Origin of the sequence: Actinomadura graeca (assembly GCF_019175365.1) — a bacterium.
Lineage (GTDB): Bacteria > Actinomycetota > Actinomycetes > Streptosporangiales > Streptosporangiaceae > Spirillospora > Spirillospora graeca.
In genome coordinates this window covers 6,014,852-6,027,993 of sequence record NZ_CP059572.1, presented here as the reverse complement: position 1 = coordinate 6,027,993, position 13,142 = coordinate 6,014,852, and the positions used below count along the sequence as shown (strand labels likewise).

Here is a 13,142-nt window from a genome sequence, read left to right as displayed (position 1 = left end):
TTCCATCGATGGTAGGAATATGAATCAGGACGGCCATAAGTCTCAACACCCGGCCTCAATCGAGGACGACTTGCCAGCAGACGGAGCATCGATGGACCATCTGTCCCCGGGGACCCTGCCACCCCCGGCCCCCGCCGGACGTTCGGCCGCGCCCCTCGACGACGTCGACCGCGCCATCCTGCGCGAGCTCGGCGCCGACGGCCGCCTGTCGATGCGCGCCCTCGCCGGGCGCGTCAGCGTCTCCCGCTCCAACGTCTACGCGCGCGTCGAACGCCTGATCGACGAAGGCGTCATCGCCGGGTTCACCACCCGCCTCGACCCCGTCCGCGCGGGCCTCGGCACCGCCGCCTACGTGCTGGTCAACATCGAGCAGAACTCGTGGCGCAAGGTGTCCGCGCAACTCCGCGAGGTGCCCTACATCCAGCACCTGGCCTTCGTGGGCGGCGACGTCGACCTCGTCATGCTGGTCCGCACCCCCGACAACACGTCCCTGCGCGACGTGGTCCTGGGCCGCGTCCACGCGGTCGAGGGCGTCCGCTCCACCCGCACCTGGCTGATCTTCGACGAGACCCCGACCCCGCACCACTGACGCGCGCCGGCTGACACACCGCACGACCACCGGACGACACGCCGGACGAACGACCGCCGGACGACGGCCGGGGGCGACACGCCGAGGGCCGTCCACCGACATCTGGTGGACGGCCCGGGAACGGTCAGGCGCCGCAATTCTTCAACACATTGACGCCGGGTCCGTCGTCGCATGCATACGCCCCTCGCGGTCCGCCTCCGTCGAGCCAGTCGTCGCCGTCCCCTCCGGACAGCTTGCTGAATTCACCGCCGTACAGGGCGTCGTGGCCCTCTTCGACGAACAGGTACCCGTTGAAGCCCTTCCGGACGTCCAGGAAGTCGTTTCCGGGCCCCTCCTCTCACCCGCGCATCCGGACACCACTGCGGAAACTTCGCCGACCAGCGCAGGAGTCACCTCAAGCACGTGACCGGCACCGGCAAGCGTCCGGAACCGGCACTTCACCACGCCCTATGCCGCGGCAGAACAAAATGGAATCGAAACCAATGCCGCAACGGTTGAGGAATCAACAGCCCGGAAGGCCGAAACCGGCCATCGGCACCACATCCGCGATACGGTCGAAAGAGAATCGTCACCAACGAAAGGAGCTCCCATGGCCACTCCTCAGCGAACCAGGCTGACCGTCCGCTACCGCACGTCCGTGCCCTGGTTATTCCTCGTGATCGGCATGCTGAACCTGCCGGCCGGTTTACTCCTCCACCGCTTATCGAGCATCACGACCGGCGTCCTGATGATCTCGCTCGCCGCCATCGCCTTCAGCCGCGAGTACTTCACCTACACGACCCGCACCCGGACACTCGAGGTGGCGCCCCCGCTCGGCCGGCGGCGCCTCTTCCAGGACACCGGCAAAGACACCCTCGTCGTCGAGGGAAACCGGATCGTCCTGGTGCGGGAATGCGGCACGCGCAAGAAGGTGCCCGTCACACGATGGATGTCCTGCACCTCGGATTGGGACGCCGTCGCCGAGGCGATCGGCCAGAAGGCCGCCTAGTCCAGGATCCGCTGGACGGTGGACGCCTCCCCCAGGTGCGCCGTCCCGCCCCCGACGACCCGGAACCCCCTTGACCCGTCCAGGCGCCGCAGTTCCGTGATGACGCCGTTGGGCATCTCGCACACCTCGCCGAATTGCCGGAATCCCCGCATCGCCGCGGCATCCGGCTCGCCGACCCCGGACAACAGCGACCAGATGACGGCCTTCATGAAAATGCCATGGGTGAACACCGCCACCAGACCCTCCTCACGAAGGCCCGCGAGACGGTCCAGGAAGACGTGGACACGGGCGATCAGCGCCTGGAAGGACTCGCCGTCTCCCCCGCACACGTAGGCCGGGTCGAGCCGCTCCCAGTAGGCCTCCGCGTGCGGCCGACGCTGCTCCGACGTCGTCCGCGGCCCGTGCAGCGCCCCCAGATAGGTGAACTCCCCGACAGGCCATTCCTCATACGGCGTCTCGGGGAACCGCTTCACCGCCGGCTCGGCGGTCTGCCGCGCCCGCACGAACGAGGAACTGACGATCAGGGCCGGCGGGGCGGCGAAGGCGTCGGCGACCCGCGCAGCCTGCTGCTCCCCGAGCGCCGTGAGCGGGGACGCGTACGGCCCGTCCGTCGGCAACCCGGCGTTCGACTCACTCTGCCCATGCCGAACAAGCCACACCCGTCGCTCGCTGATCACAATGACAGGCTTCCACGGCCGCGCGCCGGCACGGAAGCCCGGAAAGGCCCCCATGACCAGAATCCGCGTCGCCGCCTACGTCATCCGCCACCGCGCCGTCCCCGAACTGCTGGTCTTCGACCACGTCGGGATGCCAGAGGCCGGCACCCAGATCCCCGCGGGCGGCGTCCACCCCGGTGAGCGCCTGGAGCACGCCGTCCTCCGGGAACTCGCCGAGGAGACCGGCATGCGCTCCGCCTCCGTGATCCGGCAGGTCGCCGCGGAGGACACGACCACCTACTTCCATCTCCACGCACTCCCCACCACACCGGACGCCTGGACCCACACCGTCCAGGGACAAGGCGACGACGCGGGCCTGACCTTCTCCTGCCGTTTCGTCCCGCTACCACTGGAACACCCCCTTACCGGCGGCCAGGACGCCTGGCTGGACCGCATCGACGCCCGCTGGACGGCGGAACGGTGATGCTTCGCCGTATCCACCCTGAGGCTTCATCCGGTGTGGTTCACTTGCTCACGGCTTGTGGGGGCAAGTCGGCTGCGACCGATTCCTGGTCATCGTCGATCGACCCGCCCGACGAGGCGCAAAGCTGACGAGGGACACATGCGCGTACAGATCGCCAGCGAACCCGGCCGTCCGGACAAGGAGAACGAGGACTTCGCCGCAGCCGCGCCCGGCCTCCTGGCCCTGGTCGCCGGCACCGAGGCCCCCGCGGACACCGGATGCGAGCACTCCGTCGCCTGGTACGCCCGCCACCTGGGCGGCCTCCTCCTCGCCGCCGCGGCCGACACCTCCGTCGGCCTCGGCGAGGCCCTCGCGGTCGCCATCGAGCGCGTCAACGCCCTGCACGCCTGGACGTGCGACCTCTCGCACCCGGACTCCCCCTCGGCGGCCGTCGCCCTGGCCCGCGTCACCGGCGACCGCCTCGAACACCTGCTGCTCTCGGACGCCACCCTCGTCCTCGACCGCACGGACCAGGCCCCCGAGATCGTCACAGACGACCGCCGCGCCGAGCTCGCCAACCGGATCGACGAACCCCCGGGCAGCCTCGCGTCCTACCGCAACCAGCCCGACGGCTTCTGGGTCGCGAGCACGAAACCAGAAGCCGCCAGCGAGGCGTTCACAGGCTCGACGCCCCTCACCAAGCTGGACGGCGTGGCCCTCCTCAGCAACGACAGCCGCAACTCGCTGACCTGGCCGGAGCTGCTCGCGGCACTCCGCAAGGGCGGACCGGCTGAACTCATAGCCCGTATTCGCGAAACAGAAGCGTCCACCGACGCAAGCGCCCTCTGGTGGACGACCTCGGACTGACCACCGATCCGCTCGCACGCGTGCACCGCTGATCGCATATCCCGTGCCGTTCGTCGCGGACCGGGCCCGCTCAGCGTGTCGGAGGTGCCCGCACTGGGCATCGCCAAAGCCGAGCAGTCGGGCCTTTAGTACCTGTTAATCGACAGACCAAACCAAGGCCCAGGTCCATTCGGGGGAAGATTAGTGAAACTCAATCGCACAGCTGTGATCGTCGTCATGGCGGGAGCCGTCGGCGTCGGGACCGTCGGCGCGTCGACCGCACTGGCAGAATCGGCCGACCTCACGTCCGCGCACGCGACGGCGGTGGTCGCGCCCGTCACCGACGCCTACCCCAAAGGCAAGGTGATCTCCCGCAGCCGGCTCGTGATCCGAGCCAAGCCCACCACCCACTCCAAGCGCCTCGGCTCGCTGCGGCCGGGCCAGATCGTCGACATCAAATGCTGGGTCAACGGACAGCCCGTCAAGGGGGTCCGCAAGTGGTACCGGCTGGGCATCAGCACTCCCGAGTGGGTCTCGGGCCGCTACATCAAAATCATCAAGGGCAAGGTGTCGCACTGCTAGCCGATCGGCCACGACCCAGCGTCAAGTAGGCCGCACCTCCGGCCCCAACCTCCACCACGACGTCTCCGCTCAGGGCCCTCTTCCACACCGGAAGAGGGCCCTGACCCAAAAGGCTCACCCCACCTCAAGCCCCATTGAAGCGGGGTGTGATCCGGAGCGCCACACCATGCTGGGACCATAGGCATAGGCAGTAAAATATGAGCCGCCTTGCCCTTCGAACCCAGCGAGTTCCTGCAACATCGACGCGAATAACTGTGCCCGCACCCGTGGAGCAGACTGGAGATCTTCCCAAGACTCCCGGCAAACGAGCCCCGCCCGGCATCGAGTGCAGCGGATATCAGGCCAGCAAATTCTTCGACGGACTCGGCGCCACCGTAGACATCCCCGGCTCCCATGAAATCAGAATCCGTTGTTGGTCGACCAAAGCAACCTCACCTTGATCCTCAAGTGCCGCCGACACCGGCGACCCCTGCGTCAAGTGGTGATCAAGGCCAGTACCGAGCGGATGAAGTAGGGCCACCCTCCCGGGACGATCCGCCGGTTGGTGCCATTCTGCAGCGTCAACTGAAGGGTCTTTCTCAGCGGATGCGGCGAGTGCATGATCGCCTCGTTGCGTTGGGCGAGCCGACTCAGTTCGACCTCGTACGGCAGCCGGTTGCTCTTGGCGAGATTGCAAGGGACATGGGCGGGGGCGAGGTTCCAGACAGAGTCCAAGTCCGGCCCCTGCCAGCCCATACGGTCCATGAGCGACCATGGGAACACGTGATCGATGGCGTACTCATCGTTCGGCCCGAGCACGTGTCCGCAGATCAGGCAAAGACCGTGCTGGAAGCCGATCACCGCCTCCTTGACTCCGGTGATCGCACGTCGGCGGCGCTTATCCAGCACCTTCATGGCCTGCAGGTCGACCGCGACGCCCTCCTGCAGCAAGGTCCTGTTGATATCAGTGGCGAAAGAGGATTCCACGATGTTCCATCGGGCTTCCAGCTCACCTTGCAGCAGTCCGGTCTGCTCCGACAGCGCGACCTGCCGCAATTCGGGGCTGAACCGTACGATGCGCTCCCGCGCGCTGCCTTCCAGTTCGTAGAACCGATGCGGGACCTGCGAGCCCTTGCCCAGGTTGTGGAACTTCTGCATCACCATGCCGGGCATGTTCTTCGCCGCCGCCCGCACCAGGGCCTCGGTCGGCCGGCCAAGCCGCCGCGACTCGGCCGCCTCGCGTTCGGCGATCTTCAGGAAGTCGGTCTTCGCGGTCGCCGAGGACTGTGCCGCTTGCGGTGCCTGTTCCATGTGCCGCAGGAGACTCATGGCGTAGGGCACTGTCAGCTCATCGAGAAGCACTTCTGTACGCCCTGATGCTGCGACCTGCAACAACGCATCACCAAGTGCGAACTTGTACGTCCGGGAGTTGGCGCCCATAAGGACCGCCAAGCGCCATGAAGACCGCGGGGTCGGATCCACTTTGTAGAATTCTTCGCTCATTGTGATCTCCCAGCGTATCCATGACACCGTCACGCTAGGGGTCGCCGCCGACAACCGCGGCGAATCGAGCCCTCAGCCACGTTGGCATGACGCCTGAAACCCGAGACTGCTCCACGTCAACTCCGGGCGACCAAGCACATCCTCCCGTCGCTCGCAGTGGACAAGAGTCAAACCAACACCGGCCGCGACAGCGACGGTCTCTTCTACCGAGACGTCGAACATGCGCCGACCCGGCGACGACGGGCCGTGCCGAAGCGTGATCACGACCCGGCCACCCAGCGTCACCAACTCAGCGAGTCGCCCCATCGCCCCACACCGCTCACGCTCGTCCAAGTGCATCCACACCGCAGACAGAAGAATCACATCGAACTCAGGAGATCCAGCCAGGCTCGACAGACCGGGAAGCGCATCGTCGACCCAGACGATGGCCGCAGAGGCGTGCAGGCGCTGACCATGGCCCCTGAGCTCCGCCGTCGGTTCAACAGCGACCACCCGGTGTCCCTCCCGGGCCAACGCCGCAGCGTCACGTCCGGACCCCGCACCCACGTCCAAGACGCGGCTTGGCACGCGAGGAAATAGGTGCAGGACGTCCTTGTGAACATCCGTAAACGCCAGTCCCTCGTACTGCCGGACGAGTGCCCCTGCCTCCTCGGCGTAACCAAGGGTGCCAGCGATCACCATCCAACCCCCATGCCCAGCGCTCAGTACGGTCCACCGCGACACTACCGGCGCCATCCGACCGGCGCGGCCCAAGCCGTCGAGCACCTCTAGCGAACTACGTCCACTCAGATGCTCACCACGGAGCTGATTCCATCCTCATCCGGGCTGGTGGTGAAGGGTGTGAACAACTTGAACAACGGTGGTAAGGCGGCTGGGTGAGCACCGGGCCTTCCGCAGGATGTGCCACTGCTTGAGGGTGGCGGCGCCGCGCTCACCTAAGGCGCGGACTCTTGCGTGGTGTCGGTTGAACAGCTTCTTGCGTTGCCAGCCCGCGGCGCTTCTTGCGCTTGTAGGGTGTGCCGATCGCGCCACCCGCACCGACATACCCCTTGTCGGCGTAGCAGGCGAACCGCCCGCGCGGTCAGCCCGGCGACCATGCCGTGGTCGCGGGCCACGGTCAGGTCGTGGGTCGAGCCCGGCAGCGCGGGTGACGCCCAGATCAACTCGCCATGCGGATCGGTGAGAAACTGGATGTTCACGCCGTGGCGGCGATGCTTGCCCGAGGGATACAGCCGGTCGTTTGCACCCGGTAGCCGGTCGGTGGTCACCAGCGTGCCGTCCATGATGACGTAAGCCTTGCGTGCGGCGATCCGTAGCGCTTGGCGCAGGTCAGATGTTAGTTCGGCGAGCAGCGCCACGACCTCGGTCACATAGCGGTGCGCGTCGCGGCACCGACCCCGAACGCCGCCGCCAGGCCGGCGAAAGTCTCGTTGCGGCGCAGGTGCACCAGCACCAGCAGCGCTTGACGGCCAGGCGCCAACGCTCGCCAGCGCGAACCGATCTCGAAGCCGCCCTGGCCCCTTCGACAGGGTGAGCGTGGGGCGCGAGTCGAGCTAGAACAAACCGGTTAGCAACACCGTCCTTGTGATGTGTGTAGGTTAAATTGTGGCAGTCAGGCAATATGCGGCAGCGATCTGGAGCACCCATGAAGATCTTCCGCGGTCTAGTGTGCCCGATGTCGATCATTCTGGCGGCGGCATGCTCTGGATCTCCCCAGCCGAGCAGCCCCCAAAAATCGCAGCCGCCCCTGCCGCCGTTGTTGTTCGTGAGAGGGAATGACAACCTGCTCGCTTTGATGCCGAACGGATCAATCCGGCAGGTGACCAAGGGCGACGCGGCTGTGTGGACGCCAGATCACCAGAAGATCGTGGTACGGCGGTCCGACTACAACAGCACCCCGGAAGTTGCGGTGGACTTCTGGTTGGTGGGAGCCGATGGATCAGAGAAGGGCCGGTTGACGACCCTAGGCCCCGAGCAACCTCTGTCGTTCGCAATAGACAGGAAGCAGCCGCCATCTGTGGCCTTCACCACCGACCATGAGATTCGGGAGATGAAAGCAGACGGCTCGGGCGCTCATGTGGTGAGCGAAGTCGATGCCGGGGCCTTGGCGATCTCGCCGGATGGCAGACAGTTGGCCTACGCCATTCCTGGCGTGACGACGGCCGCGCCAACGTTGGTCACGGTCGGTATCAATGGTTCACAGCGGAAAGTCGTCTACAAGGGTGCGGTGAACACCTGCAATATCGGAGCGGTGAAATGGTCGCCAGACGGTCAGTTTCTGGCCTTCACTCTGTGTGTGAACAAGGGAGGCAATGACTCCGAGTCGGTGGATGAGGAGATGTCGGTCTGGGTCATGCGCACTGACGGGTCGAGCAGGCGGCTCGTCGCCAAATCCGTCGACCTCGAAGATCTTGCATGGTCACCGGACGGGCAATGGCTGGTTTTCTCCCGCCCATCAGGGCGGGGCCTGTTCAAAGCGCACATAGACGGAACCGGAGAAGTACGCATTACAACCGGAGATGACGGCAGCCCGGCCTGGTAGGCGGTAGCCGACAGACTACGTCCAAGTTCGTCGGGCCTGATCCCAGTCCTGTGCCGGTGGCGGGGGTCCGAACCAGTTGCGCAATGGCCGGCCAGCCGAGCCGTAGTTCACGACCTGTTCTTTCTGGTCGATGACCATCGTTATCCGTACTGACCATTCCACCATCTTCGCGGCGGCCGCTCGCGGGGTGACCGCAACGTACTCGGTGTGCCCAGCGTTGATGGCAATGGTGGCGTTCGGCATCCGCAGAGGCTTTTCGCTGCCGTCGTCGGCGACGACTGTGGGCGGAGCAACCGGGTGATCCAGGTCAATGCGCAGCAAAGTTCCCGGCTTCGGTCCAGCTCCCTGGCATCTGACCAGGGTCAGCCGCGCAGGCTTATAGGACCTGTAGACCGTTGGTTTCGCGCTGACGACTTCCACGTTGGCGTGGGCCGGTGCCGAGATTCGGATAGGTCGTGACTTTGTGATGGGCGCTCCCGCCAATCGGTCGAACCAGGACTTCCATTCCTGGCAGTGACCGTTCTCGTCGGCGGGTGGATAGTCGGGCGGGCTGGGAAGATGTCCGGGCGCCATGGGAACCACCGAGTTATCACCCACCTCGTCGAAGGTCACGACCGCCTTGGGCGGAACGGTCACCGACGTATGCGCATCCGTGTGCGCGTCGCTCCGGCGCAGCACCATGAAACCACCGATGACCGTCACAGCAAGAACCGTGGACACCACACTGAGCACCATTAAGATCCGCGGACTGCCGATGTGGAAAGTGTGGCCCTTCCCGGTGATGATGGTCCCGGAAGTTTGATTGAGATCGCGGCCGACTTCACTCTTGGTGACGGACTGACGGGTGCCGCGTCGACGCGGCCGTCCTCCCATGGTTAACCCTGATCTTGTGTCAGATCGGAACCAACACCGGTATTCGTGACGTTCTGCTCACCCGGTTTGCTCATCCTCTGCGAGACGTCGCCGTCAACAACGGAGTCCGAGGCTGTTTGCTCACCCGACTCGGTCATGGATTGTCTGACACTCCCACCGACCTTGACCTGGTGAGCCTTCTGGCGGCTTCGCCCCGCAGGCGCCGAGCCACCGGACCATTTCAGCCAAGCCTCCACGGCCCCGCCAACTACGACCAGGGCCACGAGAGTGATCACCCAGACCAGGCTGGCCCTCTGAGTCAGCATGCCAGTTACCAGATTCACCGCGGCCGCGACCACGAAGGTGGCGGCCGCCGCCACTGCGTGCTTCACTTTTGGATTCACAGCTGGCCCCCTCACCCAAGCGCTGACACGCCGTCAGAAGATTGCTGTTCAGTAGCTGCTGAACAGTAGTATGTCGCCACCTGGCGACTCCTCACCGGGGTACCGCTGATGTCGGCCACATCGCGCCAGCGGCCCGGCGGAGGCGAAAACGGACTGACCGGCGTGGAACAGATCCCTTCGGCGCCACCTGCGCCCCAACCGGGTTCCATCTCGTAACTCCAGGTCCCTTATTGGGCCGAGGAGCCCTCCGGCTCGATCCCGATCCGATGGCGGTGATCATGCCCTGCGGCGTCCAGCAAGCCGGACAGGCCACGGCATCATGTCCGCGGAGCAAGGAACTGCAGCCTAAAGAAGCAGTGTGGGGGTAGTTCAGATTGTGGGCGGTCTTACGCGTCCCTTGAGCTGATTTTATCCTGATCTTGCTGGGGCCGCGCCGCCCACCAATGCGTCGCGCAGCCCGGTTCGACAGGGCGGTGCCCTTGTTCTCCTCCGCCTCACGCGGCTGCGTCCCGCCGCCCGAGGAGGTGCGCGACCTGGTCTCCTACCTGCACGAGCAGCGTGGCGCACTGCATGACCGGCCCGCCGGCCACCCCTTAGAAATCGTCATCGGTGGCGTCAGCCCAACAGAGCCGAACCAGGCGTCCAACGCCATCGGGCCCTTGTTCTCCGCCGGGGGCAACCTGATGGGACGAGCGGCAACGCATGGACAGCGACGACCTAGACCACCCCCCGCCAGTGCTAGGCCGCATGGAACGGCCGCTGCATTTGTGCTGCACGGCTCAGGTTCAATCCGGCACTCCGTACCGATCTTTCAGATGGTCGGCGTACTTCTGCAGCGACCGTGTAGTGGGATGCTGCCTCCCAAGCGCTGCCGACGCGCATTGTTCGGCCTGAGTGATCGCTGCCAGCGCTTCGACGGCCCGGTCCAGCGCGCGGTACGTGGCGGCCAGGTTTCCCCACCGAGTGGCGACGTCGGGGTGATGAGGACCCAGAGCGGCCTCGGCGATGGCCAACGCCCGCTGCTCCAACGGCAGCGCCTCGACGGCTTGCCCCAGCGCACGGTGTGTGGCGGCCAGGTGCCCTAACCGGGTCGCCACGTCGGGATGATCAGGACCCAGCGAAGTCTCGGCGATGGCCAACGCCCGCTCGAACAACGGCATTGCCTCTGCCACCCGTCCCAGCGCACGAAGCGTGGCGGCCAAGCTCCCCAACCGCGTTGCGACGTCAGGGTGATTCGGACCCAGCACGGCCTCGGCGATAGCCAACGCCCGCTCTTCCAACGGCAGCGTCTCAGCGACCCGCCCCAACGCCCGAAGCGTGACGGCCAAGTTCCCCAGCCCAACGGCGACGTCAGGGTGATTCGGGCCGAGCGCAGCCTCGGCGATAGCCAACGCCCGCTGCTCCAACGGCAGCGTCTCAGCGACCCGCCCCAACGCCCGAAGCGTGACAGCCAAGTTCCCCAGCCCGAGCGCAACGCTGGGATGGTCAGGGCCCAGCGCGGCCTCGGCGATGGCAACCGCCCGTTGGTCCAAAGGCAGGGCTTCGGCGGCCCGCCCTAGTGCGCGATACGTGGCGGCCAGGTGCCCCAGCCCGATGGCGACGTGATGGTGATCAGGACCCAGCGCAGCCTCGGCGATGGCCAACGCCCGTTCTTCCAAAGGCAGGGCTTCGGCGGCCCGGCCCAGTGCGCGATGCGTGGCGGCCAGGTGCCTCAGCCGGGTGGCGACGTCGGGATGATCAGGACCCAGGGCAGCCTCGGCGTTAGTGGCTGCAATGGTGAGCATGGCGTTGGCGCGTTGATACTCGCCCTGCGCGATCAGGAACAGCCCTGTCTGGTTAAGCACGTGACTGAGCTGCTGAGATGGCCGGGATGAGGCAGAGGCGGTGATCGCTTCCACATGGACGACCAGAGATCGCCAGACGGGCCAGCCGGACACATCGGAGTCGGGGGCGTCGGGCATGCTCGCTTGTAACCAGTCGAGGGCGAGGTCACGGGACGTATCGTCCGCGTGATCTCCGCTGATGTCGCGGGCGTGAGATAGGACAGCGGCACGGGTGAGACGGTGCATCGCCACCGTCTCATCGGTCAGGTCGATCATGCTGTGGGAGGCCAGGACTCCTAGCGCTGCGTCGGCCGCTTCGGTGGCCTCCTCGTCCCCGCCACCCAGTATCGACCGAGGAACGTCCGCAGGCGCGTACTGCGCTAGCACCGAAACAAGTTCAGCCGCCTCCGGGTCCTGCTCTTGGAGGGTATGCAGGGTGATGTCCCACAGGCGCGCGATAGTGGCCTGGGCCTTGTCACCATCGGCGGCCTTGGCGTGGTAGCGAGCCGGATGTTGTCGCAGCAGCCCCAGATAGCGGCCCAACGTAATGCGGGTCTGACGAATATAGGCGGCGGCCTGATCCAGTGCCAACGGCAGGTAGCCCAGTTCCCGGGCGATCACAGCAGCCGTCCTTCGGTCTTCTGGGGTGGTGCGCCCGGTGATAGTGGTGATCAGTTCGGCGGCTGGTCCCGGGTCGAGCAACCCTAGCTGCAAGGTGCGCGTGGTGCCGGGCCAACGCACATCCCGGCGGCTGGTTATCAGCACATGCCCACCCTCCAAGCGCCCTAATAGCCCGGCGACATGGGTTGGGTCGGTGACGTTGTCCAGCAGCAGCAGCCAGCTTGGATGGGCCCGCAGCCAACCGACCGCCCACGCGGCGGCATCCTCGGTGGTCGCCGCCCTCGCGGCGTCCTGGACCAGGTGATGGGTCAACCCTGCCAACCCGGCCTCGACCTGTTGAGGGCTCTCGGCGGTCACCCACCACACCGCCTCATATCGCGTCCGGGCTCGGTGGGCGTACTGCAGCGCCATCTCCGACTTGCCCACCCCGCCCATGCCATACACGGCCTGAGTCACCACCACCGTCTCATCAGCGGCGGCCAGCACCTGTTCTAGCCGCTGGTAGTCGTCGTGGCGTCCGAGGAACACCGATGTGGCCGGGCGCGGCAATGCGACTAGTCGCGCGGCGGACCGCACTGTCTCCGGTGCCGGAAGCGACACCGCAGCCTGGGTGATCTCATCGCCGGACTTGACCGTGCCGAAGTTGACGCCGACCCCTGGCGACCGGGGCCCTGAAGTCTGCGGGCCGACGGAACTGACCCGCTCCTCGACTCGCGTGTTGTCGTCGGTCACAGCAGAAAGGTGTTGCCGTCGCCAGTGGCGATGATGCCTTGGTTGGTTTGCACTGCTGGGGACCGCTCCCCAGACGTGCTGACCTGACCTCCGGCACTCTGCGCATCCCGGACCCACTGCTGTACCTGCGCGGCCAGCTCGGTGTTAGCGGCCAGGGCCTTATGGATCGCCTCGCGCAACGCGGCCTGGTTGTCACTGTCGTCGGGATCGTCGATCACATCGGCCAGCGGCTCGGGAAGTTCCTCGCCCTCCGCGCGGGCACCGAGGATCCTCTGCGCCAGCCGCTGCCCGAGCCCCACCATGGCCTCGGCCGCTTGGTCCCGCGTGCGTACTAACACTGCGACTCCGTAGGCGCCCGCCGCCGTGGTCACGTGCTGTGTCACGTGGCTGGCCAACTGCCCCAGATCCCCAGACATCCCCGTGCCTTCCTAGCGATGATCACCAGTGACCGCAAGGCCACTGACCGTTAACCGGGAGGCTAGACGCACCACCTCGCCTCCCGAATGCGAACACCCTCCACGACCGAAACCGGCCCACCAATCACATCCCCGGGTTAGCTCGA

Annotated in this window: 15 protein-coding genes; 6 read left to right on the top strand and 9 right to left on the bottom strand. The window is 66.1% G+C overall.

Translation table 11 applies throughout. The features are described from left to right. The first annotated feature begins 91 nt into the window (after positions 1 to 91). Complete coding sequence (locus AGRA3207_RS26755; RefSeq protein WP_231329766.1) at positions 92 to 589, top strand: Lrp/AsnC family transcriptional regulator; 498 nt, start codon at positions 92 to 94, stop codon at positions 587 to 589. 589 nt (positions 590 to 1,178) lie between these two features. Beyond that, on the top strand, positions 1,179 to 1,577 hold the full coding sequence (locus AGRA3207_RS26750) for a hypothetical protein (RefSeq protein WP_231329765.1): 399 nt from the start codon (positions 1,179 to 1,181) through the stop codon (positions 1,575 to 1,577). On the opposite strand, the gene AGRA3207_RS26745 is transcribed toward AGRA3207_RS26750, so the two are convergent. Further along, complete coding sequence (locus AGRA3207_RS26745) at positions 1,574 to 2,194, bottom strand: histidine phosphatase family protein (RefSeq protein ID WP_231329764.1); 621 nt, start codon at positions 2,192 to 2,194, stop codon at positions 1,574 to 1,576. The genes AGRA3207_RS26750 and AGRA3207_RS26745 overlap by 4 nt on opposite strands. Before the next feature lie 112 nt (positions 2,195 to 2,306). On the opposite strand from AGRA3207_RS26745, the gene AGRA3207_RS26740 reads away from it, so the two are divergent. From AGRA3207_RS26740 to AGRA3207_RS26730, 3 genes are all read left to right on the top strand, one after another. Then, the gene (locus AGRA3207_RS26740) at positions 2,307 to 2,717 is read left to right on the top strand and encodes an NUDIX hydrolase (RefSeq protein ID WP_231329763.1); all 411 of its coding nucleotides are present in this window, start codon (positions 2,307 to 2,309) and stop codon (positions 2,715 to 2,717) included. Between the two features lie 138 nt (positions 2,718 to 2,855). Next, positions 2,856 to 3,563, top strand: coding sequence for an integrase (locus AGRA3207_RS26735; protein ID WP_231329762.1), 708 nt, complete (start codon positions 2,856 to 2,858; stop codon positions 3,561 to 3,563). A 204-nt stretch (positions 3,564 to 3,767) separates the two neighbouring features. Further along, on the top strand, positions 3,768 to 4,124 hold the full coding sequence (locus AGRA3207_RS26730) for an SH3 domain-containing protein (protein ID WP_231329761.1): 357 nt from the start codon (positions 3,768 to 3,770) through the stop codon (positions 4,122 to 4,124). Positions 4,125 to 4,598: 474 nt separating this feature from the next. On the opposite strand, the gene AGRA3207_RS26725 is transcribed toward AGRA3207_RS26730, so the two are convergent. From AGRA3207_RS26725 to AGRA3207_RS40355, 4 genes are all read right to left on the bottom strand, one after another. Then, the gene (locus tag AGRA3207_RS26725; RefSeq protein ID WP_231329760.1) at positions 4,599 to 5,606 is read right to left on the bottom strand and encodes an HNH endonuclease; all 1,008 of its coding nucleotides are present in this window, start codon (positions 5,604 to 5,606) and stop codon (positions 4,599 to 4,601) included. Positions 5,607 to 5,678: 72 nt separating this feature from the next. Further along, complete coding sequence (locus tag AGRA3207_RS26720; protein ID WP_231329759.1) at positions 5,679 to 6,287, bottom strand: class I SAM-dependent methyltransferase; 609 nt, start codon at positions 6,285 to 6,287, stop codon at positions 5,679 to 5,681. Between the two features lie 254 nt (positions 6,288 to 6,541). Then, positions 6,542 to 6,976 (bottom strand): transposase family protein, encoded by a 435-nt coding sequence (locus AGRA3207_RS26715; protein WP_231329758.1) that lies wholly within the window; start codon positions 6,974 to 6,976, stop codon positions 6,542 to 6,544. Further along, positions 6,973 to 7,053: a hypothetical protein gene (locus tag AGRA3207_RS40355; RefSeq protein ID WP_420830920.1), complete on the bottom strand. Its 81-nt coding sequence runs from the start codon at positions 7,051 to 7,053 to the stop codon at positions 6,973 to 6,975. The genes AGRA3207_RS26715 and AGRA3207_RS40355 overlap by 4 nt, the downstream gene beginning before the upstream one ends. Positions 7,054 to 7,251: 198 nt before the next feature. Between AGRA3207_RS40355 and AGRA3207_RS26710 the strand changes: the two genes are divergently transcribed. Next, a complete protein-coding gene (locus AGRA3207_RS26710; protein ID WP_231329757.1) occupies positions 7,252 to 8,148 on the top strand; it encodes a TolB family protein in 897 nt (298 codons plus the stop codon). 15 nt (positions 8,149 to 8,163) lie between these two features. On the opposite strand, the gene AGRA3207_RS26705 is transcribed toward AGRA3207_RS26710, so the two are convergent. The 4 genes from AGRA3207_RS26705 to AGRA3207_RS26690 all read right to left on the bottom strand — a co-directional run bounded on the left by AGRA3207_RS26705 (position 8,164) and on the right by AGRA3207_RS26690 (position 12,996). Next, the gene (locus tag AGRA3207_RS26705) at positions 8,164 to 9,021 is read right to left on the bottom strand and encodes a hypothetical protein (protein WP_231329756.1); all 858 of its coding nucleotides are present in this window, start codon (positions 9,019 to 9,021) and stop codon (positions 8,164 to 8,166) included. 2 nt (positions 9,022 to 9,023) lie between these two features. Continuing rightward, positions 9,024 to 9,404, bottom strand: coding sequence for a hypothetical protein (locus tag AGRA3207_RS26700; protein ID WP_231329755.1), 381 nt, complete (start codon positions 9,402 to 9,404; stop codon positions 9,024 to 9,026). 785 nt (positions 9,405 to 10,189) lie between these two features. Next, positions 10,190 to 12,580, bottom strand: coding sequence for an FxSxx-COOH system tetratricopeptide repeat protein (gene fxsT, locus AGRA3207_RS26695; RefSeq protein ID WP_231329754.1), 2,391 nt, complete (start codon positions 12,578 to 12,580; stop codon positions 10,190 to 10,192). Continuing rightward, positions 12,577 to 12,996 carry a hypothetical protein gene (locus AGRA3207_RS26690; protein WP_231329753.1) on the bottom strand — a complete coding sequence of 140 codons (420 nt, stop codon included), beginning with the start codon at positions 12,994 to 12,996 and terminating at the stop codon, positions 12,577 to 12,579. The genes fxsT and AGRA3207_RS26690 overlap by 4 nt, the downstream gene beginning before the upstream one ends. Positions 12,997 to 13,142: the final 146 nt, after the last annotated feature.

Bases quoted from the DNA above. Each gene is read 5' to 3' on its own strand.
- AGRA3207_RS26710 (WP_231329757.1), top strand. From the start codon at position 7,252: ATGAAGATCTTCCGCGGTCTAGTGTGCCCGATGTCGATCATTCTGGCG.
- AGRA3207_RS26750 (WP_231329765.1), top strand. From the start codon at position 1,179: ATGGCCACTCCTCAGCGAACCAGGCTGACCGTCCGCTACCGCACGTCC.
- AGRA3207_RS26705 (WP_231329756.1), bottom strand. From the start codon at position 9,021: ATGGGAGGACGGCCGCGTCGACGCGGCACCCGTCAGTCCGTCACCAAG.
- AGRA3207_RS26740 (WP_231329763.1), top strand. From the start codon at position 2,307: ATGACCAGAATCCGCGTCGCCGCCTACGTCATCCGCCACCGCGCCGTC.
- AGRA3207_RS26720 (WP_231329759.1), bottom strand. From the start codon at position 6,287: ATGGTGATCGCTGGCACCCTTGGTTACGCCGAGGAGGCAGGGGCACTC.
- AGRA3207_RS26690 (WP_231329753.1), bottom strand. From the start codon at position 12,996: ATGTCTGGGGATCTGGGGCAGTTGGCCAGCCACGTGACACAGCACGTG.
- AGRA3207_RS26725 (WP_231329760.1), bottom strand. From the start codon at position 5,606: ATGAGCGAAGAATTCTACAAAGTGGATCCGACCCCGCGGTCTTCATGG.
- AGRA3207_RS26755 (WP_231329766.1), top strand. From the start codon at position 92: ATGGACCATCTGTCCCCGGGGACCCTGCCACCCCCGGCCCCCGCCGGA.
- AGRA3207_RS26735 (WP_231329762.1), top strand. From the start codon at position 2,856: ATGCGCGTACAGATCGCCAGCGAACCCGGCCGTCCGGACAAGGAGAAC.